15 protein-coding genes and 2 tRNA genes are annotated in these 19,717 nt (G+C 70.8%); 7 read left to right on the forward strand and 10 right to left on the reverse strand.

The window, feature by feature from the left end; all coding sequences use genetic code 11:
• Positions 1-297 precede the first annotated feature (297 nt).
• Entirely contained in the window at positions 298-1,170 is an 873-nt protein-coding gene (locus ACFWXC_RS30195) for a DUF2797 domain-containing protein (protein WP_384483436.1), read from the reverse strand.
• Positions 1,171-1,269: 99 nt separating this feature from the next.
• The gene (locus ACFWXC_RS30200) at positions 1,270-1,638 is read right to left on the reverse strand and encodes an HGxxPAAW family protein (RefSeq protein ID WP_384483437.1); all 369 of its coding nucleotides are present in this window, start codon (positions 1,636-1,638) and stop codon (positions 1,270-1,272) included.
• A gap of 197 nt (positions 1,639-1,835) precedes the next feature.
• Here ACFWXC_RS30200 and ACFWXC_RS30205 point away from each other — a divergent pair, with 197 nt between their 5' ends.
• Together ACFWXC_RS30205 and ACFWXC_RS30210 are read left to right on the forward strand one after the other, a co-directional pair.
• Entirely contained in the window at positions 1,836-2,354 is a 519-nt protein-coding gene (locus ACFWXC_RS30205) for a MarR family winged helix-turn-helix transcriptional regulator (RefSeq protein WP_384483438.1), read from the forward strand.
• A 99-nt stretch (positions 2,355-2,453) separates the two neighbouring features.
• Positions 2,454-2,975 carry a hypothetical protein gene (locus tag ACFWXC_RS30210; protein WP_384483439.1) on the forward strand — a complete coding sequence of 174 codons (522 nt, stop codon included), beginning with the start codon at positions 2,454-2,456 and terminating at the stop codon, positions 2,973-2,975.
• Between the two features lie 517 nt (positions 2,976-3,492).
• Here ACFWXC_RS30210 and ACFWXC_RS30215 read toward each other — a convergent pair.
• Both ACFWXC_RS30215 and ACFWXC_RS30220 read right to left on the reverse strand, forming a co-directional pair.
• Positions 3,493-3,714: a hypothetical protein gene (locus ACFWXC_RS30215; RefSeq protein ID WP_384483440.1), complete on the reverse strand. Its 222-nt coding sequence runs from the start codon at positions 3,712-3,714 to the stop codon at positions 3,493-3,495.
• Between the two features lie 155 nt (positions 3,715-3,869).
• The gene (locus tag ACFWXC_RS30220) at positions 3,870-5,831 is read right to left on the reverse strand and encodes a SpoIIE family protein phosphatase (RefSeq protein WP_384483441.1); all 1,962 of its coding nucleotides are present in this window, start codon (positions 5,829-5,831) and stop codon (positions 3,870-3,872) included.
• 391 nt (positions 5,832-6,222) lie between these two features.
• Here ACFWXC_RS30220 and ACFWXC_RS30225 point away from each other — a divergent pair, with 391 nt between their 5' ends.
• On the forward strand, positions 6,223-6,843 hold the full coding sequence (locus ACFWXC_RS30225) for an HNH endonuclease family protein (protein WP_384483442.1): 621 nt from the start codon (positions 6,223-6,225) through the stop codon (positions 6,841-6,843).
• Between the two features lie 378 nt (positions 6,844-7,221).
• Positions 7,222-8,019 (forward strand): hypothetical protein, encoded by a 798-nt coding sequence (locus ACFWXC_RS30230; protein WP_384483443.1) that lies wholly within the window; start codon positions 7,222-7,224, stop codon positions 8,017-8,019.
• Between the two features lie 575 nt (positions 8,020-8,594).
• Here the strand turns inward: ACFWXC_RS30230 and ACFWXC_RS30235 are convergent.
• Positions 8,595-9,866 carry a calcium-binding protein gene (locus tag ACFWXC_RS30235; protein ID WP_384483444.1) on the reverse strand — a complete coding sequence of 424 codons (1,272 nt, stop codon included), beginning with the start codon at positions 9,864-9,866 and terminating at the stop codon, positions 8,595-8,597.
• A gap of 340 nt (positions 9,867-10,206) precedes the next feature.
• On the opposite strand from ACFWXC_RS30235, the gene ACFWXC_RS30240 reads away from it, so the two are divergent.
• Complete coding sequence (locus ACFWXC_RS30240; protein ID WP_384483445.1) at positions 10,207-10,566, forward strand: hypothetical protein; 360 nt, start codon at positions 10,207-10,209, stop codon at positions 10,564-10,566.
• A gap of 442 nt (positions 10,567-11,008) precedes the next feature.
• On the opposite strand, the gene ACFWXC_RS30245 is transcribed toward ACFWXC_RS30240, so the two are convergent.
• From ACFWXC_RS30245 to ACFWXC_RS30260, 4 genes are all read right to left on the reverse strand, one after another.
• On the reverse strand, positions 11,009-11,422 hold the full coding sequence (locus tag ACFWXC_RS30245; protein WP_384483446.1) for a DUF6233 domain-containing protein: 414 nt from the start codon (positions 11,420-11,422) through the stop codon (positions 11,009-11,011).
• Between the two features lie 118 nt (positions 11,423-11,540).
• Positions 11,541-11,762 carry a hypothetical protein gene (locus ACFWXC_RS30250; protein WP_384483447.1) on the reverse strand — a complete coding sequence of 74 codons (222 nt, stop codon included), beginning with the start codon at positions 11,760-11,762 and terminating at the stop codon, positions 11,541-11,543.
• 697 nt (positions 11,763-12,459) lie between these two features.
• A tRNA-Arg gene (locus tag ACFWXC_RS30255) sits at positions 12,460-12,532 on the reverse strand.
• 253 nt (positions 12,533-12,785) lie between these two features.
• A tRNA-Ser gene (locus tag ACFWXC_RS30260) sits at positions 12,786-12,876 on the reverse strand.
• Between the two features lie 169 nt (positions 12,877-13,045).
• Here ACFWXC_RS30260 and ACFWXC_RS30265 point away from each other — a divergent pair.
• Together ACFWXC_RS30265 and ACFWXC_RS30270 are read left to right on the forward strand one after the other, a co-directional pair.
• Positions 13,046-13,462, forward strand: a complete 417-nt coding sequence (locus ACFWXC_RS30265; RefSeq protein WP_384483448.1) for an SSI family serine proteinase inhibitor — start codon at positions 13,046-13,048, stop codon at positions 13,460-13,462.
• A gap of 278 nt (positions 13,463-13,740) precedes the next feature.
• Positions 13,741-17,880 carry a PAS domain-containing protein gene (locus tag ACFWXC_RS30270; RefSeq protein WP_384483449.1) on the forward strand — a complete coding sequence of 1,380 codons (4,140 nt, stop codon included), beginning with the start codon at positions 13,741-13,743 and terminating at the stop codon, positions 17,878-17,880.
• A 126-nt stretch (positions 17,881-18,006) separates the two neighbouring features.
• Here the strand turns inward: ACFWXC_RS30270 and ACFWXC_RS30275 are convergent, their stop codons facing one another.
• Positions 18,007-19,662 carry a long-chain fatty acid--CoA ligase gene (locus ACFWXC_RS30275; RefSeq protein WP_384483450.1) on the reverse strand — a complete coding sequence of 552 codons (1,656 nt, stop codon included), beginning with the start codon at positions 19,660-19,662 and terminating at the stop codon, positions 18,007-18,009.
• Positions 19,663-19,717 lie beyond the last annotated feature (55 nt).

Below are 19,717 nucleotides of genomic sequence, written 5' to 3' on the forward strand. Positions count from 1 at the left end.
CCTTGTCGGGGTCCTCTGAGAACACGCTTTCACTAATCTGTGATTTCCCTAAGAAACACACAGGCGCCTCTCAGGGAACGCCTGGGAATCCCACCACATGCGCACCGACTCGGGACCGGCCCCCACCTCCCGGCTGTGCGGATCATGTACGTCCGGTGTGCGCCCGGCCCCCTGATGAAAGCCCGATGAACCGCTGATGAGAGCGTACCGGGGCGGGCGGCAGGGCGCCTGTCGGGTGGATTCGGGCGGACCTCGGCGGGTCCGTCCCGGGGATCCTTCCCGGATGTCCGGCACGGGTCAGAACAGCCCCTCCTGGGGTGCGGTGAACTCCCGCAGGGGAACGCCGAGTTCGCCCTCGTCCCCGGCTCCGGCGGCGGTCAGCTCCCACCCGGGCAGCAAGCGCGTGTCGAGGACGACGACCCCGCGCCGGGTGGCGAGATGCAGATCCGGCCCGGCGGCCGCGACGAGCTCACCGCTCACCACGCCACCCGGGACCAGCTCGGCCACCTCGCCGACGGCGGCGGGCGCCCCGTCCAGGCCGAACACCCGCACGTGGTCGACGACTTGGCAGGGCTCGGGAACGAGCGCCTCGGGCCAGGCCGCGAGCGCCAGGGCCCGCGCATGCAGGACGACGACCTCGGCGGCACGCTCGGTTGCGCTTCCCGGCAGGGCGGCCCGTACGACGCGCTTGTCGCCGTAGGGGATCCGGTCGGGCACCTTGAGCGCGGCCCGCAACAACTCCTCGGCCCGCCGCGCCGCCATCAGCGGTCCGGCGCCCAGCCAGCTGAAGCAGACGGCCCCCTGCTCCAGCAGCCGCGCCGGCCCGCGCTCGACGGCGGTGATCCCGACCTTGACCATGCCGGGCCCGAACCACGCCAGGTACACGTGGTACGGCCGAGGATCATCGGCGATGCCGTCGGCGGCCACGGAGTGCGCCCGGTCCAGCCGGGCGCACTCTTCGCAGCGCACGCCGGTACTGCGCCCGGACACGGACGCACGTGCCGCGCAGGGATGGCCACGCGCCCCCACGCACTGCCGCACGGCTCCGTCGGCCGTCCTGAAGGCGACGCGCTTCCCCGGCCCGAGCACACTGCGCCGCCCGCCGCTCCACACCAGCACGGGTCCGTCGTCCGACCACCGCAGCCCCGAGCATTTCCACACCTGTGCCATCACTCGCGAGCGTAGAGGGCAGCACTGACAACGGGCCGGGGTGGAGCGGAGCGCGGGGGACGTGGAGCGGGGGACGTGGAGGTGGGTGCCGGCTGCCGGTCAGCCGCCGGTCCGGGCGGTCGCCGGCTCGGTCTCACCGGTGGTGGTCACCGGCTCCAGCACGGACCCGGTACGTCGTCCCCGGCCCGCCAGCCGGCACGACACGCATCCGGGGTGGCCGTCGCGGGCGCTGGTGTCCCGGACCCCGAGCGGCCACTGCGTCCGGGGCCGGGGGCCGGGCGGCTTGCCCCAGCCGGCGAGGTGCAGACACCAGGTGACCAGGACGCTCGCGGCACTCACCGCGGCCCCTCCGGCCAGGGCCGGGACCGAGACGGCACACACCCCCAGCCCCAGCAGGCCGCTTCCGACCGTCGCGATCGCGGTACCCGTCCACCCGGCGACCGTGTGACCTTCGTCGTGCTGACTCACGTACCCGCCTCCCCTTCATAGGCAGCGGAAACTTCACTGGCAGCAGAAACACAACGTCCGACGCGAGGACGACTAGAATCCCTCACGGGCTAAGAAATTTACCCCCTAGATCTCTCACTCGCTAAGGGATTCGGCGAATCTCCGAGGATCGGCGGATCTCCAGGGACCCGCGAACCCCCAAGGAATCGGGAACGACCATGCACGGCAAGCCGCGACCGCCCGCGGACCCCGCCCGGGCCCGGTCCGCGATGGACCACCTCATCGCGGCCCATGTGATCGGCCAGCAGGAGCTGGCCCGGCGGCTCGGGGTCAACGTCACGGACCTCACCTGCTTCGGTTTCGTCCTGGAGGCGGGCGAGGACCTGCTGACGGCGGGCGACCTGGCCGCCCGCGCCCATGTGACGACGGGCGCGGTGACGGGCATCCTCAACCGCCTGGAACGCGCGGGCTACGTGACCCGGCGCCCCGATCCCGACGACCGCCGCCGGGTCCGCGTGGCCGCGGTCCCGGACGCCGTCGTCCGCGTCGAGGCGGTGTACGCCGGCCACTACGCACGCCTCGCGGACCTGTTCGCCGACTACACCCCCGACGAACTGGGCACCCTCACCGACTGGTTCACCCGCGCGACGGAGCTGGCCCACGAGTACCTGGAACGACTGAACAGCAACGGCTCCAAGGACTCCGCCGACTGCGGCGACGCCACGGAGCCGGGCTGAGTCCTCCCCCGGGTAGAGCAACCGCATCCACCTGTTTTCCACCCTGCTTCCACCCATGGGTCCACGTGCCGGACGGGGTCGGAACCGGATAGTCGGGGCATGACGATTTCCGACTGGATCATCGATGTGGCGCTCATCCTCGTGGTCATCAAGCAGATGCGCGAGGAGCGGCTGACGGCCTTCAGGCTGCTGCTGCCCCTGGGCCTGATCACCTGGGTGGCGACCAGCTACCTGCACGAGATCCCGACAGCGGGCAACGACCTCTCCCTCATCGCGGCGTTCGCCGGAATCGGCATCGCCTGCGGCGTGGCCGGCGGCCTGCTCACCCGGGTCCGCTTCGCGGACGGGCACGTCCGGGTCAAGGCGACCCTGGGCGCGGCGGCCCTGTGGGTACTGAGCATGGGCTTCCGCCTGGGCTTCGCGATCTGGACCTCCCACCCCTCCGGCGAGACCCGCATAGCCCACTTCTCCGCCACCCACGACATCACCGGCGAACAGGCATGGGTCGCCGCCCTGGTCCTCATGGCCGTCAGCGAGGTCGTCATCCGCCTGGGCATCATCGTCGTACGCGGCCAGGCACTCCGCGGCCGCGAGCGCACCCGCGTCCTCACCACGGCGTGAGCCGGAGCCGTGCACGGCGGCCCACGAACCGGCCGCCCTCACGATCCGCCCCGGCAACCCCTCGTAAGCCCCAGCTCCTCGGCCACCCCGCCCCGAAACGCCAAAGGCCCCGGACCGACCCGGGGCCTTTGCTGTCGGTTGGCGAGCTGGGGGCAGGGGGGCGGTGACGGGCGCCGGCTCCGTCACGCCCTTCCGGGGCGTACAGACGCCCGCACTCCTCGCAGCACCGCAGCGCCGCGACACTCAGCGGTCAGCTGTCGAACTGACCGCTAGGCAGCCTCGGGCCGCGCCGCACGCGTGCCCGGGGCGGGCTCCTGTGCGTCCTCGGTCCAGGAAGGCTCGTCTTCTCCGAAGTCCGGTGCCTGGAAGGGCTTTGTCGTCGGAGGCGGCGATACAGCGGTGGAACGGCGGGGTTGCCCTTCCAGGGCGGAGAACAGCGACGTCGAGTCGATGAGAGGTCTGCCTTTCGTTACAGGTCCCTGATGGGGCCTGGCGTGCCGTGACCGGCACGGCGGTCCTACAGCTTGGTCATCTTGGAGTACGGGCTCAGGATCCGCATTTGGGCCGAACCGAAGTCCACGAGCGCCGCGGTTCCCTCTTCGATGCCGATGACCCGGCCGAGACCGTACACATCGTGGGTGACCTGATCGCCCATGGCGAAGTGCTTGGGAGCCGGTGCGACCGGGGCTTTGAAGGGGCTGGTAGGCAGGTGACGCTTCGGTGCCGCAGGCTTTGTCATGGCTCAGTATGAGCCTACGCGCGGCCCGTTTGCTGTGGCCGTCGGCACAGATCCGCACGTGAACTCTGCCGCCAGACCGCTGACCTGGTGTTTCAAGACACGGTGAGGCGTTTCCCTCTCGCCGGATTGACCAAACCGTGCTTGATCACGGAAGTTCACCCTGTGCGTCGGACTACCAGCACGGCGAGGTCGTCGGGGTTGTTCGAGGCGATGGCTGCGTCGAGGATGCGGTCGGCGGTCTCCTCGGGGCTCAGTCCGTCGTGAAGGGCTTGGGCGGCCAGTGTTCCGGTCTGCTCGAGTCCGGCGTCCAGCGTGAGGTCCGGCCCTTCGACCAAGCCGTCGGTGACCATGACCAGAGCGGTGTCCTTGTCCAGCGTGAAGGTCCCCTGCGAGTAGTCGGCGTCCGGCAGGACGCCCAGGAGCGGACCGCCCGGCAGCCGGCGTACGTCATGGCTGCCGTCGTCGTGGGCACACAGCAGGGGCACGTGGCCGGCGCTGGCGCCGGTGACCTGTCCGTTGCATGCATCGATGTGCAGCATGCTGCAGCTGGCGAACCGTGGTACGTCCATCGCGACGAGCAGTTGGTTGGTGTGCGTCAGCACGGTTCCGGGGTTCGGCTCGTGGGCGGCGATCGCACGCATGGAGCCGCGCACCTGTCCCATGAAGGCGGCCGCGTCCACGTCGTGCCCCTGGGCGTCGCCGATCTCCAGGGCAACCGTGCCGTCCGGCATGAGAAAGGCGTCGTACCAGTCTCCGCCGATGTCGAGCCCGGAACCGCAGGGCCGGTAGCGGGCAGCGACCCGCAGACCCGGCAGGTGCTCGGGCAGCTTCGGGAGCATGGTGCGCTGAACCGCCGTGGCCAGCTCGACGCGGGCCTGCTGCGATCTGATGCGCACCAGGGCCTGGCCGGCCAGCTCGGCCAGGGTGAGCGTGAACGCGTTCTCGTCCAGGGACGGGCGGTGCCCGATTTCGTAGGTCACCGCCCAGGCCCCGAGCGGCTGTTCGTCGGCGGAGCCGAGGGGAGTGATCGACACGGCGACGTCGGGGCCGACCCGCGGCAGGGACGCCGCGTCCGTGGGGGGCAAGCGGCGCAGAAGCTCCCTCCGATCGGCGATGAACTGCGGCTCGCCCGTGCGGATCACCTCGGTCAGCGGATGCCGCTCGTCCAGGTCCATGCTGCGCACCTCGTCGGCGTGCCACGCGGGGAACCCGCCGTCCGAGGAGACGAAGAGGTGCTCGTGGTCGACGAGCGCGAGTGCCGCGCTGGTACCGCCGAAGGTCGCGGCGAGCCGTGTCAGAACGACCTGCTGAAGCTCCTGCTCGGAGGCGGTACGGATGAGGGCGGAGGAGAATTCGGCGATCTCATCGGCGCGGCGCCGCTCGGCCCCCAGCCTGGCCAGCATCTCCTTGCGGCGGGCCTCGTGCTGGGTGTCGTCGCGGATCATCCCGAAGACCTGCTCGGGGCCGTCGTACCCCAGCCGGACCCTACGGGTCTGGCAAGCCAGTTCGTACCGGTCACCGTGATCGGTGTGGAACCGCAGTTCGGTCCAGGTGCGCTGGGGAGTCTCCGCGGCCAGGAGCCGGTGCAGGGAGTTGCGATCGTCGGGGTGGACGTGCCGGACCACCCAGGGCAGGGACACCGAGGCCTCTGGGAACAGCGCGCCCACGGCGGCCGCGCCTCCCAGCCATTCGAGCTCCTGCACCTCGGGGTGGTAGATGCACAGGCCGAGACCGGCGGCCCTCGCCGACAGCCGGAACGGCATCAGCAGGCTGCCGAGGTCCTTCTGCACGTTCAGGGAGTGCATCCAGACGAGCTGCTCGCCCCCGTCGGCGGTCACCGGCCGCGCCTCGACGAGGAAGGCCAGAGATGCCCCATCGGGGCTGGGAAGGTCCAGCACCCGCATCGCCAGCTGCTGCCGGCTCGCGTGGGTCACCATGCGCTCGACCAGGGGGCGCTGGCTGTCGGGCACCAGCTCCCATGCGTACCGGCCCACACACTGTTCCGCCGGCCTGCCGAGCGCCGTGGCCATCGCCGCGTTCACGGCGCGGACAACGCCGTCGAGATGCAACAGAGCCGACGGTTCGGTCCTACGAAGGAGTTCGTCCGAGGCATCCACCTGCCGCTCCTCGCGATCATCGAGGGATCACCCGTCGTTCCAATCATCGCATTACGGTCATTTCGCCGTGAATCGTCAGAACTTCGGGGCACGGGCGACGAACCTCCGTTGACCTGCCCTTTCCGCGTCGGCTCCGGACGGCTGCCGTGCGCACCGCCTGCCGAGACGACCGAGCCCCCGCGGAGCGCTGCCCTCGCGACGTCGCCCTAGCAGCAGAGCCTTTCCTCATCGGGTGACTGCGTGCACACCTGTCCGGTGAACTGAGACATCCATATGGCTCATTCATTCGAGTCGGACCCCTCGAACGAGGTACCCGCGGTCAACTCTGCTTGACGTGATCAAGAGCCTCAGGATGGCCGCCGTTGCGGTCGTATTCCTCGTCGTGTCCCTCATGGCATCCACTCCAGCTCAAGCGCAGGACCGTTCCACCCCGGTGTTCACCGTCCCCATGACGGCCGCGGTCCAGGCACTCCCGGTCGCCGCGGAGGTACGCGACGGCTATCAGCGCACGAGCTTCAAGCACTGGAACGCGGGCCAGAACCCGACCGACGGTTGCAACACCCGAGCCGAGGTGCTTCTCTCCGAGGCGGTCGACCCTCCCCAGGTCCTCCCGGGCTGCAAGCTGTCCGGAGGGCGTTGGTGGTCGTACTACGACTCCAAGTGGATCACCCCCGCCGGAGCCCTGGACGTCGACCACATGGTGCCGCTGGCCGAAGCCTGGGACTCCGGGGCGTCGCAGTGGACGCCGGAGCGGCGCGAGGCCTACGCCAACGACCTCGACATCCCGACCTCCCTCGTCGCCGTGTCGGCAGCCTCGAACCGCAGCAAGGCCGACCAGGACCCGGCCCAGTGGCTGCCGCCGACCGTCGAAGCCACGTGCCGGTACGTCTCGGAATGGACCGGAACCAAACTCCGCTGGGGACTCACCGCAGACGCCGTCGAACTCGAAGCACTCAGCCAGCTCGCGGAGGCGTGCCCCGGCACGACCGTGGCCTATCAGCCCGTTCCGTAAAGCTGCGACCTCGCCTCGCCGCAACAGGATGCGCATCTCAACACCCCTGAGACGCCAGAGGCCCCGGAATGCTCCAGGGCCTCTGGCCGAGCCCAGACATGGCCGGCGTCGCAGAGTTCCTCCGCCGAGCCGGGTTGGGATCGTGGGACGGAAAGTGGGACGGGCGCGGCGGGCGCTGCCGGTACAGCCTCGTACTGGACCGTATTCGGCTGTTCGGCCAACGAAAGGAGGTGCCGTGCCGGGCGTCGCGAGCTTCAGAGGTCTTTGCCCTGTGATCATGGAGCGTTCGCTGGAAGTGATCGACGAGGAGCTTCAGGTCGCGGGGCCCGATGTGCCGCCGCCGTGGGGCGCTCGCGGGAACGCGCGGTAGGTGATGTGGTGGACTGGTTGACCTCGCTGCCGGCGGTGGTGCTGGTTGTGGGCGGACTCCTCCTTGCCTTCCTGGTTGCGGCAGTGGCGCGGGTCGGCGTCCGGGCGCTCGTACCGGTCGGGGAACGGGATCGGGTGCCGCAGATCGCCACGCCCCTGATGCCGACACTCGGCGCTGCCTTCGCGATCTTTGCGGCACTCTCGCTGGCCAGCGAGGCCGGCTACCTGCGCGCGGCCGAGGGGTTGGTGAGCGATGAGGCGGCCGCGTCCTCCCGCCTGGCATGGGCGGCGACAAGCCCGCGCGTCCAGTCGGAGCCGATCCATGCGGCACTGCTGGACTACTTGCAGACCACGCGTGCCAGGGAGTGGGAAGGTACGGCAGCGGCGTCCGGTGACGACCCGGCCACCGCTCGTGCGATCGCACGGTTGGAGCGGAGTGTGCGCGCCGAGGCGGCCCGGCCCGATGTGGGAACTCCGACCGGCACGGAGCTGGTGGTTGCCCTGGACGGTGTCACCAGTAGTCGCCGCGCCCGCGTTGCGGCCGCCTCACGCGACGTTCCCGCGCTCTACGTCGTCACGCTTGTGGTCAGCGGACTGGCGTTGATCGTGAACTCCGGCGCACTGGTCTTCCGCAGCAGTCTGCGAACGTCGCTGCTCATCGTGGGGGTTGCGAGTGTGGTCGGGCTGAGCCTGGCGTTGCTCTTCGCACTCAGCGCGCCCTGGAGCGGACCGTTCATCGTCAGTGGGCACCCACTCGACGCCACCATCCGGGACCTGAAGTCCGGCTTCTTCCACGGTGGGTCGTAGGCGGCGTGCGCGATCAGTACGCCGACAACTGATCACCGGCTGCGCCGTGGCTGCGGCCGCCTCATCGATCAACGCCCTGGACTGTGGTCGAAGCAGGAGGAGGAGGTACAGGCCGCGCTCGGCAAGCTCTCCGAAGCAATGGGCGGGTCACGGACCGACGGCGGACATCAGCCGTTGCTGTACTTCGCTGCCGTACGACCCCGAAACGACAAAGGCCCCGGACAGATCCGGGGCCTTCACTCTGTGTGCACTCGGCAGGATTCGAACCTGCAACCTTCTGATCCGTAGGCGCGTGCTGCACCATCACGAACCGCTCGCCTGCTGGAATCTGTCGGCTCGTCCACCGATCACAGGCGTGCCACGGTGCGCGGTTGTACGCCTCTGTTGATGTCAGCTACTGATGTCACGCAACATGCCCAGGTCCCGCGAGACGGCTCCGCGTGCGAGCAGGCTTACTCTCCTCGGTTGGACAAAGCGTTGAAACGGGCCTCGTGCGTTGGTCGCCGCTGCGACGAGGGAGGTGCCGGGGCCCGTTTCTGATGTCCGTCGATCAGGTCGGCGGCGTGTGGGGTGGGTCAGGGACAGCCGGGTCCGGTGGAGGGGTTGAAACAGGCGTTGACGCCGAGGCCGCCGTCGTTGGTGTTGGTACCAGGGCCGCCGAAGAGGGCGTCGTTGCCGGGACCGCCGAAGAGGGCGTCGTTGCCGTTGCCGCCGTTCAGGCTGTCGGCGCCGTTGCCACCCTCGATGCGGTCGTTGCCGTCACCGCCGGACAACGAGTCGTTGCCGTCGCCGCCGCAGATGAGGTCGTTGCCACCGCGGCCGTCGACCGCATCGCTGCCGCCGAGAGCGAAGATCACATCGTCGCCGGGAGTGCCGACCAGGAAGTCGGGGCCGTTGGTGCCGGTGATGGTCGGCGTGGCAGTCGCACAGGTGGGGGGGACCGGCTCGTAGGTGATGGTCACCTGGGCCGCTCCCGCTGCAGGTCCGGAGGTACCACCCGTCGGGACGAGGTTCGACCCACCACCACCGCCACCGGGGCCGGCCGCCGGAGGGGAGTTCCGGATCTGGTTGCAGCCCCCGCCTCCGCCTCCACCGAACCAGCCGCCCCCGCCTCCGCCGGCCCCGAAGCTGCCTCCCCCGGTGCCACCTGCACCGCCTGTTCCCGGAGCGCCGGACGTACCGGAGAAGGCGCATGCGGCTCCGGCCGTGCCGCCGGCGGTCTGGGTTCCGCCGCCGCCGCCCTTGCCACTGTCCGTTCTGTCGCCGCCGGCCCCCCCGGTGTTTCCGGCGTTTCCGCCGGTGGCCGACGGGTTGGGGAATCCGGAGACGCTGCTTGCGCCGCCTCCTCCTCCGCCCGCGACGATGAGGCGGGGGTCGGTGCCGGGGACGCCGGTCAGGGTGCAGCCGGGGCCGGCCGAACTGCAGGTGCGGACGTCGCTGGCACCGCCGCCGGCGCCGCCCGTGGTCACCGGTCCGCCGCCGGCGCCCCCGCCCGTGCCGACGTTGACATAGAGGGTGGTGGTGCTCGGCGGCACGGTGACGGTGCCGGTGACGGTGGCGCCGTTGCCGCCCGCGCTGCCGTTGGGCCCGTTCTGGCCCGCGGCGCCTGTGGCGGTGACGGTCAGTTGGGTGACGCCGGCCGGGACGGTGAAGGGCTGGTTGGCGCCCGCGTTGAAGGTGACGGTCACGGGCACCGCCGCAGCAGCGGGCGTGGCCGTGGGCACCACCAGGGCCGCCGGCAGCGCCACCGCGGCGAGCAGGACGGCAGCACGCCGGGCCCGCAGCCACTCACCAGCGGCTTTTGCACCACGTCGTGGGAACACGGCAGGTCGCAGGGTCGGTCTCACGATGGGGGACTCCTCGACAAAGAGCGCGGCACTCGGGGTGTGCCGCAGACGTCGGTTGATGCTCAGGCCCCTGCCGGGACCGCCCGACGATCAAGCCACACCCGCCCTGTGCGGCCCTACAGACACACCGCCATACCGCGCCGCGATCCACCGACCGGCCGCTACCCGTCCCCGAACTCGGTCCTGTGATCCGTTGGCGTGTTCACCCCGAACAAGCGCACCGTCAACCAGCCTGTGAGCGCCCACGGTTCACGGGCCCCAGCTCACCTCAGTCCGCCGCTGTGCGCTGGTGTGCGTGGCTGTTGATGTCAGCGGCTGATGTCAGAGCAGCGCGGATCTCATGGATGTCGTATCTGGACTCTCGAATCCAGGAGAAAAGGATGCCATTCCTGATGAGGTGAGGAAAGCGGTCGCCCAAGCCATAAGGCATGTATCAGGCTGGGAACAGCTGAAGACCGGTGGCGTTTCTGCAGTACCACAGGGCGAACCTTCAGCCGCTATGCAGCGCATCGTGAAGGTCCTCTCCGGGTGCGGCATCTTCGTGGTTCCCGTCGGCGTACTTGAAAGATGGCACCCAGAGATCGGCAACAAGAAGACCTGGGTCCCTGAAGTTCTTGGGATGAAGCTTCACGAGGTGGAAAATCTGCAGCTTAGCGAATTCCTCGGATCCGTCCTTCGATATCTCACTCCCTCGTCGTAGCGCTAGGAGCACTCCACGCACGCCACTACTCGCCGGCCCCCGCCATCTCGGAGCCTGAGCGCCCCCACCGGAGGCTGTTCTGACCGGTGGCCATTCTCTACGGCGATCACCCATGACCCGGCTCTCGTTGCGTGGGCGCGCGTCGGCGCAGCGCGGGCGGAGCGGGCCGAAGGCAGGAGCCACGCCCGGCGCGGAGCCGGGAGCGCACCCGGCGGAGCGCAGCCAGCTTGATGAGGTGGGGGAATCTGTTCTGGCTGGGAGTACAACGGTTTTCAAGAACGTTGCGTAGACCCACCTTGAACCCCCTTCGACCTGGGGGTTTTCCGACTACCGCCACAGCTGAGAGCCTTCCCTCTCCGGAGGCATCGTCCGTGACCGTGGTCGAGGTTGGGCGGATGCTCCCTCTGGCGCCCCATTCTGAGGGAGCTGGACCATACGTCTTCTAGGCAACGTCGATGCCCAGTGCCATGTCAGGTCGGCAGGTCGGACACGCCTGGGCTCCGACCGCTTGCTGGGTCAGTGAAAGCTCCGCCTGTCGGATCGTGCACTCCGTCGCCGGCCGTTCGATCGCGGTGCAGCCACCGATGTGGACGTACGCGGACCTCGGATGGTCAGGCTGGGTCTTCGGCTCCAGCATGTACGTCCCGGGCTTCAACTTCATCCGCCTCGGACCCTGATGGGGCGGCTGTGCGGCGCGAGGCTTCCGCCGTATCTCAGCCTTGGTGATCGCCGCCTGGACGGCATCGCGCTGGAGACGCAGGTAGGTGCCGATGGTCTCGTGGTCGGTCAGCTCCTTGTCGAGGTGCGCGAGGATCACACGCAGGCGCGCGGAGTCCGGTGGCAACATCTCGCTCATGTGTTCGATTCTAGGCTGAGTCCCGCCCCGGCACTGTGACGCGCAACGGTAGATGGCCACTCGCAGAGATGGTTGGCCACGTCGAAACGATCGCAGCCGTGGAGCCGCGGCCCAGCAACTACACCCACCACCACGGAGACAGGAACATGGCGGCGACGAAGATAGGCGCACCGATCCAGACCATGATCCACCCTCTACGCCTCGTCATGGCCCCCACGTCAGCGGAGACGCCGTTGTATGCATCCCGGACAAAGACGAGGCCGAGAACCACGGCAATCCCGGCGGGACTCACAATCGCCATCCAGATCAGTGTCAGCAACAAGAGCATGCCATCCGACATCGCGGTCCCCCTCGTCCATTTCCCGGCACTGGAGCATAGATGCAAAACATCACCGACGGTCGGCCTTATCTCTACCGCTGGTGACGCACATCCGCTGCGTTGGCGGAGCGGAACCCAAGAAGGCCACACGGTGAGGCACGGCAGCGTGGGTACGGGATCCTGGAATGGTCAACTATCTCTGAGCAAACGGGCCAACCGCCCTTGAGCGCAGGTCCCTCACCAGCGGCCTACCCCGCCGCCTCGGGCCGACTATCGCTGATGGTCACAGGCACCTCGCCGGACTGACCCTGCAGGGAAGGCATTGACGCCACGCCGGACATGACCCACACCTCTATCATGCTGGCGCCCATGGCTCACCGCCCCTACCCGAACCGCGCGGGGCGAAGCTCTCGCGCTCACTTGGGAGGACATCGACCTGAAGAACGGCCAACTCCGGGTCCGCAGGAACGTGCAACGAATCCGGCGTGAGCTGATCTTCGGCACCCCCAAGACGACTCGATCGATCCGCAAGGTGTCGCTCCCGAAGGCCTGCGTGCAGGCACTCGTACAGCATCAGGCGCAGCAGGAGCAGGAACGCAAGGTCGCAGGGAGAGCAGCAGCCGGACACCAAGGAGTGATCGGCACTTTCACCCGCGTTGATGTCAACGGTTGATGTCAAAGGCCCCCTGGAACAATCCCAGGGGGCCTTTGACCTGTGTGCACTCGGCAGGATTCGAACCTGCAACCTTCTGATCCGTAGTCAGATGCTCTATCCGTTAAGCTACGAGTGCTTGTTCTCTTGCTTTTTCGTCTTGGCTTCCGGCCCTTCCGGGCCGCTCGCGGCGACAGGAAGAACATTACATGACTGCCGCCGCCATGTGAAATCCGTTAGGTGCACCCATTGTGACCTGCGGAAACGCCATATCTCGGGGTCCTGCACGCACCGGCCGTCGGGAGGGGCGGTGATCACCACGGAGCGCAGGCAGGGCCGCAAACGACTCAGGGAGCCCGGACCGAAAATGGTCGGGCTCCCTGAGTCAGGTGCGGAGGCGGAGGGATTTGAACCCTCGATGGGATTGAAGTCCCAAACCGCATTAGCAGTGCGGCGCCATAGACCGGACTAGGCGACGCCTCCCGCACAGCCGCCCGCGCGAGCGCGAGTGGTGCGTGCAGATGATGACACAGTCGAGCGTGCTGTCACCAATCGGCTCCCACGGTACTAGGCAGGCGGGTCGCAGGGCAAAGCACTTCCCGTCGTCGGGGGCGCGCCGCAACGTCCGGGCGGCCGACGCGTTGGTCAGGACATGTCTCACTTCGCCGTGCGGGGCGCCCTCGGGGCCGTCGCCGCCGTTCTCGGATCCTTCCCCGCCCTGCCCGCCTCCGCCGCCGTCCAGGGCGACCACCTCACCGTCACCGTCCGGCACGCCGGGGACGGGCGGGACGGCACGTACGAGCTGTCCTGCCATCCCGGCGCCGGCAGTCACCCGGACGTGAGCGGGGCCTGCCAGGCGCTCGACCGGAACACGCGCTGGGGACGGGACACCTTCGCCCCGGTCGCCCCCGGCGCCGCCTGCACCATGCTGTACGGCGGCCCCGCCACCGCCCATGTCACCGGCACCTGGGCCGGCCGCCCGGTCGACGCGGCCTACGACCGCAGCAACGGCTGTGAGATCGGACGCTGGAACCGCATGGTCCCCCTCCTGCCCGACCTGGGTTCCTAGGGCCCGGCGGCCCGGTCGCCCGTCGAGCGATTCAGCCGTCGAGGCGGCACAGCGGTTCCATGGCGGAGGCCCCGCTCCCGTAAAAGTCTCGCGGAGATACGGCGGAGGTGAGGCGTGTCGGTCACATGTTCGCCGTCACTTCGTCGTGCGACCTCCCTCTCATCCGGCGCCGTGAGCGCAACCGGTGCCTTTAGACTCCCTCGCGTGACACGCCGCGGGCCGGTTGGCAAGATGGCCCGAGCGGTCGGCAAGGTGCGGTAACAGGGAGGAAGCGTCTCGTGAGCAGCAGGCCATCCCGAGGCGCTGCTCGCCTCGCAGCCATACTCGATGCGCTGCCGGATGCGTTGGTGCTGGTCAACGCCAACGGGACCGTCGTCAACGCGAACACGATCGCTCTGGAGGCGTTCGAGGCACCGGGTACCGCGCTGGTCGGGCGAGGGCTGCTGGATCTGCTGCCGCAGTTCGACTCCCGGCTCATCCCGGGGTCCATGCGGCGGCCCGATCACATGGATCCGCGCGGGCGTACCAAGCCGACCCGGATGGTGGCGCGCCGGACCGACGGCTCGGAGTTCCCGGTCGAGGTCACCAGCGCCAACCTGGAGAACGGGCAGCAGGCGTACGACGGTTACGGCTACGGCGCCGACGAGCTGCTGATGCTGGTCGTGCGCGACCTGACCGGCACCGTGGACACCGAGGCCGAACTGGCCCGCTCGCAGCGGCAGACCGAGATGATCCTGCGGGCCGCGAGCGAGGGTGTCGTGGGGACGGACACCGACGGCCGGATCGTGCTCGTGAACCCGGCCGCCGCTCAGATACTGGGATACCGGGCCGGTGAGCTGGGCGGCAAGGAGCTGCACAACCTGGTGCTGCACGCGCGCGCCGACGGCTCACCCTTCCCGTACGCCGAGTCGCCGCTCGCCGACACCCTGCGCTCCGGGCGCAAGCACCGGGTGCGCGGCCAGGTGCTGTGGGCCAAGGGCGACAAGAAGGTGCCGGTCGATCTGACGACCGCGCCGGTACGCGACGGCGACCAGCTCGTCGGCGCCGTGATGACCTTCACCGACCGGCGGCCGTACGACGCGCTGTCCGAGGAGAAGGACACCCAGGAGAAGACGCACGCCGAGGAGCTGGAGCGGCTCTCCGAGGAGCACGCCTCCGACCTGACCGCGCTGCGCCAGAAGCACGTCACCGAGGTCGAGGAGCTGCGCGAGCGGCAGGCCGAGGAGCTGGCGTCCGGCGAGGAGCGGTACGCGGCCCTCGGCGAGCGCGAGAAGGACCGGTACGAGGCCCTCTCCGGGCGGCACGAACAGCTGCTGACCCTGCTCGCGCAGTCGCTGCGCGGCCCCCTCGACGAACTGCGCCGGGAACTGGCCGCGCTCGCCGCCGACGACGCCGGGCAGCTGTGGCCCGAGGCCAACCAGGTGCTTCATCACCTTTCGGCCGGTTACTCGCGTATCACCCAGCTCATCGACAACGTGCTCGGCTACCAGGCGCTGGACGCCGGGACCGAGGACATCAACCGCACGAAAGTGATGCTGGACGCGGTCGTCGCCGCCGGTGTGGACGGGGCGGTGGAGCTGATCGGGCCCGGGCGGGTCCAGTTCGCCGTGCACGCGCCGCCCATCGAGGCCGAGGTGGATCCGCAGCGGCTCGCCGTCGCGCTCGCGCATCTCGTCGCGGACGTGGCGGGTGTCGACGCGACCGGCAACGCGCCCGTCTCCGCCGGCGGCTACATGGACAACACGGTGGTGGTCGCGGCGGCGCAGCGCGGTGAGGTCGTCCGTATCGAGGTGCGCGGGCCGTATCCCGGCGGCGACCCGGTGCACGAGCCGATCGTGCGCGGGATCGTGCGCGCGCACGGCGGTGTGCTGCAGACGCACGAGGTGCCGGGCATGAGCGGCAGCGCGTTCGTCCTGGAGGTGCCGATCGGGGGCGGCGCCGGGGCCGTGACCCCTCCGGCCGGTACGGCGGTGGCCGTGATCCCGGCCGGCGACGACAGCGGCGCCGGTGGACGGCGCCGGGCCCGGCGGTCCTCCGTGGACGCCTTCCTGGAGAGCGACGTGCCCGGCGGCGAGGGCGGCGAGGGCGAGGTCCCGGCCGTGCTGCCGACCGGACGGCGGCGCCGGCGTGCCGCCGAGGCGGCGGCCCTGGAGAGCGGACCCGCCGCGATCGAGAGCGCCGCGAGCATCGAGAGCGCGGAGTCGGCGTCCGGCGGTACCGGGCGGCGGCGCGGACGACCGGCCGACGCGGGTGCCGGCGGAGACGCGGGGGGCGCCGGTGTCGCCGGCGTCTCCGAGGGTGCCGTGGTGACGGCGGCCGAGCAGGGCGCCGGTACGGCCGCCGCGGGTACGGGGCTCGGTGGCACCGTTCCGCCGCAGGGCGTGCCCGCACCGGCGGCGGGGCGACGCGCCCGGCGTGAGCCCGACGAGCGGCAGGCGCTGCCGCCGGCGCTGCCCGCGCCCGCGCCCGCTGGCACTGCCTCTGCCGCTGCCGCTGCCGCTGCCGCGCAGGACGACGAGGGGCAGCCGAGCGGGCGGCGGCGCCGTGCGCTGGCCGCGGCGGCCGAGCGGGCGGAGCAGCAGCAGGCGGGCCCCCGTCCGGTCTTCGCACTGCCGCCCGCCGAGGCCGACCGCACCCCCGATCCGGTCGCGGTGGCGGGTGAGGAGGGCCGGCACGACGCCGTGGCGCACGACCAGGCCGAGGACCACACCCCGCCGCAGCCGCACCCCACCAACGCGCCGACGGGCCGCCGTCGACGGGCCGTCGGCCAGCCCGACGAGGCCACGCCGGCCGCCGTGCCGACGGTGCCCGCGCAGGCGAGCGCACCCGGCCAGCCGGTACCGCCGGGGCAGCTTCCGCCCGGTCAGCCCGGCCAGGGCATCCCGGCCCAGGCCGGGCCCGCGTCCCAGGTCGCCGCGCCGTCCGGCATCCCCGTCGCCCCGGCGGCCGCCGGTCAGCAGCCGGTGCCGCCCGTGCAGGCGGGTCAGCCCGGCCTGCCGGTTCCGCAGGCGCTGCCGGGCGCGGCCGCCGTACCGGCGCAGGCACAGCAGCCGCAGTCGCAGCCGCAGATCCCCGCTCCGGCGACCCCGGCCCAGCCGTTGCCCGCGCAGCCCGCCCCGGCCGCCGAAGCCACCCCGGCCGGCGCCCAGCCGCTGCCGGCGGAGGCCGCGCCCGTGGCCCCCGTACCGCAGCAGTGGCCGGGCGGCGGCGACGAAGCGCCCGCGCCCGCCGCTCAACCCGCCCGAGCCGCGCAGCCGTTGCCCGCCGAGGCGGCGACGCCCGCGCCGGCCGACCCGGACTCCACGCAGGGCCGGGCGTTCAGCGTGCGGACGCTGGGGCAGGGGGTGCCGTTCTCCCGGCAGGCCGCGCAGGTGCAGCAGCCGACGGCGACCCCGCCCCCGCACCAGCCGGGCGGCAACGGGCGGCGCCGCAAGCTGGGCACGCGCAACGAGCAGCAGCAGCCCGAGCAGGCCGCCCGGCCACATCCGCCGGCCGAGCAGCCGGTGGCCCAGCCGCTGCCCCAGCCGTCGCTGGCCGGGCAGTCCCGGCTCACGGGCGCCACCGAGGGCGCCGGACGGTCGTACGCGATAGGCGCACCGGACGTGAACGCCGCCGAGGGCCCGGAGCCGCTGGACGGTCCGGGCGGGGCGGTCGAGGTCGCGGACCCGCCGCGCCCGCAGCCGATGGACGACGAGCTGCCCCCAGAGCCGCTGGACAACCCGCGCCGGCTGCTGGTGTGGCCCGCGCCGGACGTCACCACCCAGCAGGCGCTGAGCGACCGCGGCTACCGGCCGGTGATCGTGCACTCCCGTGAGGAGGTCGACGCGCAGATCGCCGCGTTCCCGGCGGCGCTGTTCGTGGACCCGCTGACCGGGCCGATCACGCGGACCGCGCTGCAGTCGCTGCGGCAGGCGGCGGTGGCGGCCGAGGTGCCGGTGATGGTCACGGCCGGACTGGGACAGGCGACGCGCGAGGCGGCGTACGGCGCCGATCCCGCCGTACTCCTGAAGGCGCTCGCGCCCCGGGACAGCGAGCAGCATCCGCCGCGGGTGCTGCTCATCGAGGAGCACGCGGAGATCGCCCTCGCCCTGACCGCGACGCTGGAGCGGCGCGGGATGCAGGTCGCGCGGGCGGCGAGCGACGCGGACGCGGTGACGCTGGCCGGGCAGCTGCGGCCGAACCTGGTGGTGATGGACCTGTTGCAGGTGCACCGCCGCCAGGCCGGCATCATCGACTGGCTCCGTGCGAACGGGCAGCTCAACCGGACGCCGCTGGTCGTCTACACGGCCGCCGTCGACCAGGCGGACCTGCCGCGGCTGGCGTCGGGGGAGACGGTGCTGTTCCTGGCGGAGCGGTCGACGAGTTCCGAGGTGCAGGGCCGGATCGTGGATCTCTTGGCGCGGATCGGGACCAACTGACGAAGCGCCGCCGGGGAACTGCCGTCAGCCGGCCGCGAGCGGTTCGTGGCTGGTCGTGCCCACGCGGCGGTAGCCGCATATCGAAACAGCCCCGCGCCCCTGACGGGGCGCTTCAGCGTGGGGCGCTCAGAGGCTGGTGACGTCCAGTTCGCCCTCCGCGTAGCGCCTCCGCAGCACCTTCTTGTCGAACTTGCCGACGCTCGTCTTCGGTACCGCCTCCACCACCGTCCAGCGCTCCGGCAGCTGCCACTTGGCGATCTTGCCCTCCTCGGCGAGGAAGACGCGCAGCGTCTCGAAGGTGGCCGTGGAGCCCTCCCGCAGGACGACCGTCGCCAGCGGGCGCTCGCCCCACTTGTCGTCGGGTACGGCGACCACCGCGGCCTCGGCGACGTCCGGGTGGGACATCAGCGCGTTCTCCAGCTCGACCGAGGAGATCCACTCGCCGCCGGACTTGATGACGTCCTTCGCGCGGTCGGTGAGGGTGAGGAAGCCGTCGGGGGAGATGGTCCCGACGTCACCGGTCTTCAGCCAGCCGTCCTCGCTGAACTTGTCGGCGGGGCGCAGCGGGTCGGCGTCGGGGCCGTTGTAGTAGGCGCCCGCGATCCAGGGGCCGCGCACCTCCAGCTCACCGGCCGACTCGCCGTCCCAGGGGAGGCGTTCGCCGGCGGGGCCGGTCAGCCGGGCCTGGACACCGGCCGGGAAGCGGCCCTGGGTGAGGCGGTAGGCGAACTCCTGCTCCGTGCCGACGGCGTGGGCCGGCGGGCGGGAGACGGTGCCCAGCGGCGAGGTCTCGGTCATGCCCCAGGCGTGGCAGACCCGCATGCCCAGCTTGTCGAACGCGGCCATGAGGGAGGGCGGGCAGGCCGAGCCGCCGATGGTGACCTGGGTGAGCGAGGCGACGTCCCGGGGCCGGGCGGTGAGTTCGCCGAGCAGGCCCTGCCAGATGGTGGGGACCGCGGCCGCGTGCGTGGGCCGCTCCGTTTCGATCATCTCGGCGAGCGGGGCGGGCTGGAGGAAACGGTCCGGCATGAGCAGGTTGACGCCGGTCATGAAGGTGGCGTGCGGCAGGCCCCAGGCGTTGACGTGGAACTGGGGCACGACGACCAGGGAGGTGTCCTGGTCGGTCAGGCCCATCGACTGGGTCATGTTGACCTGCATGGAGTGCAGGTAGATCGAACGGTGGCTGTACACCACGCCCTTGGGGTCGCCGGTGGTGCCGGAGGTGTAGCACATGGCGGCGGCCTGGCGTTCGTCGAGCTCCGGCCAGTCGTACGCCGTCGGCTTGCCGGCGATCAGGTCCTCGTACTCGTGCACGGCCACGGTCGCGCCGTCCAGCAGGGAGCGGTCACCCGGGCCGGAGACCACGACGTGCCGCAACGGCTTCAGGTGGGGCAGCAGCGGGGCGAGCAGCGGCAGCAGCGAACCGTTGACGATCACGACCCGGTCGGCCGCGTGGTTCACGATCCAGGCCAGCTGTTCGGCGGGCAGCCGCAGGTTGAGCGTGTGCAGGACCGCACCCATGGAGGGGATCGCGAAGTACGCCTCGGTGTGTTCCGCGTTGTTCCACATGAGCGTGGCCACCCGGTCGTCGCCCTGGACACCCAGGTCGTCGCGCAGGGCATGGGCCAGCTGGGCGGCGCGGGCGCCGATATCGGCGAAGCTGCGGCGGTGCGGCTCGGCCTCGCCCGTCCAGGTGGTCACCTGTGACTCGCCGTGAATCCTCGACCCATGCGTCAGGATCGTTGAGATCAGCAGCGGTACGTCCTGCATGGTGCTCAGCACGGCGGTCCTCCCGGGGGCGACATTGCCTACTCGGTGGTAAAGGGGCTGCGCTGAT

It is taken from the genome of Streptomyces sp. NPDC058683 (genome assembly GCF_042716195.1).
Classification (GTDB): Bacteria; Actinomycetota; Actinomycetes; order Streptomycetales; family Streptomycetaceae; genus Streptomyces.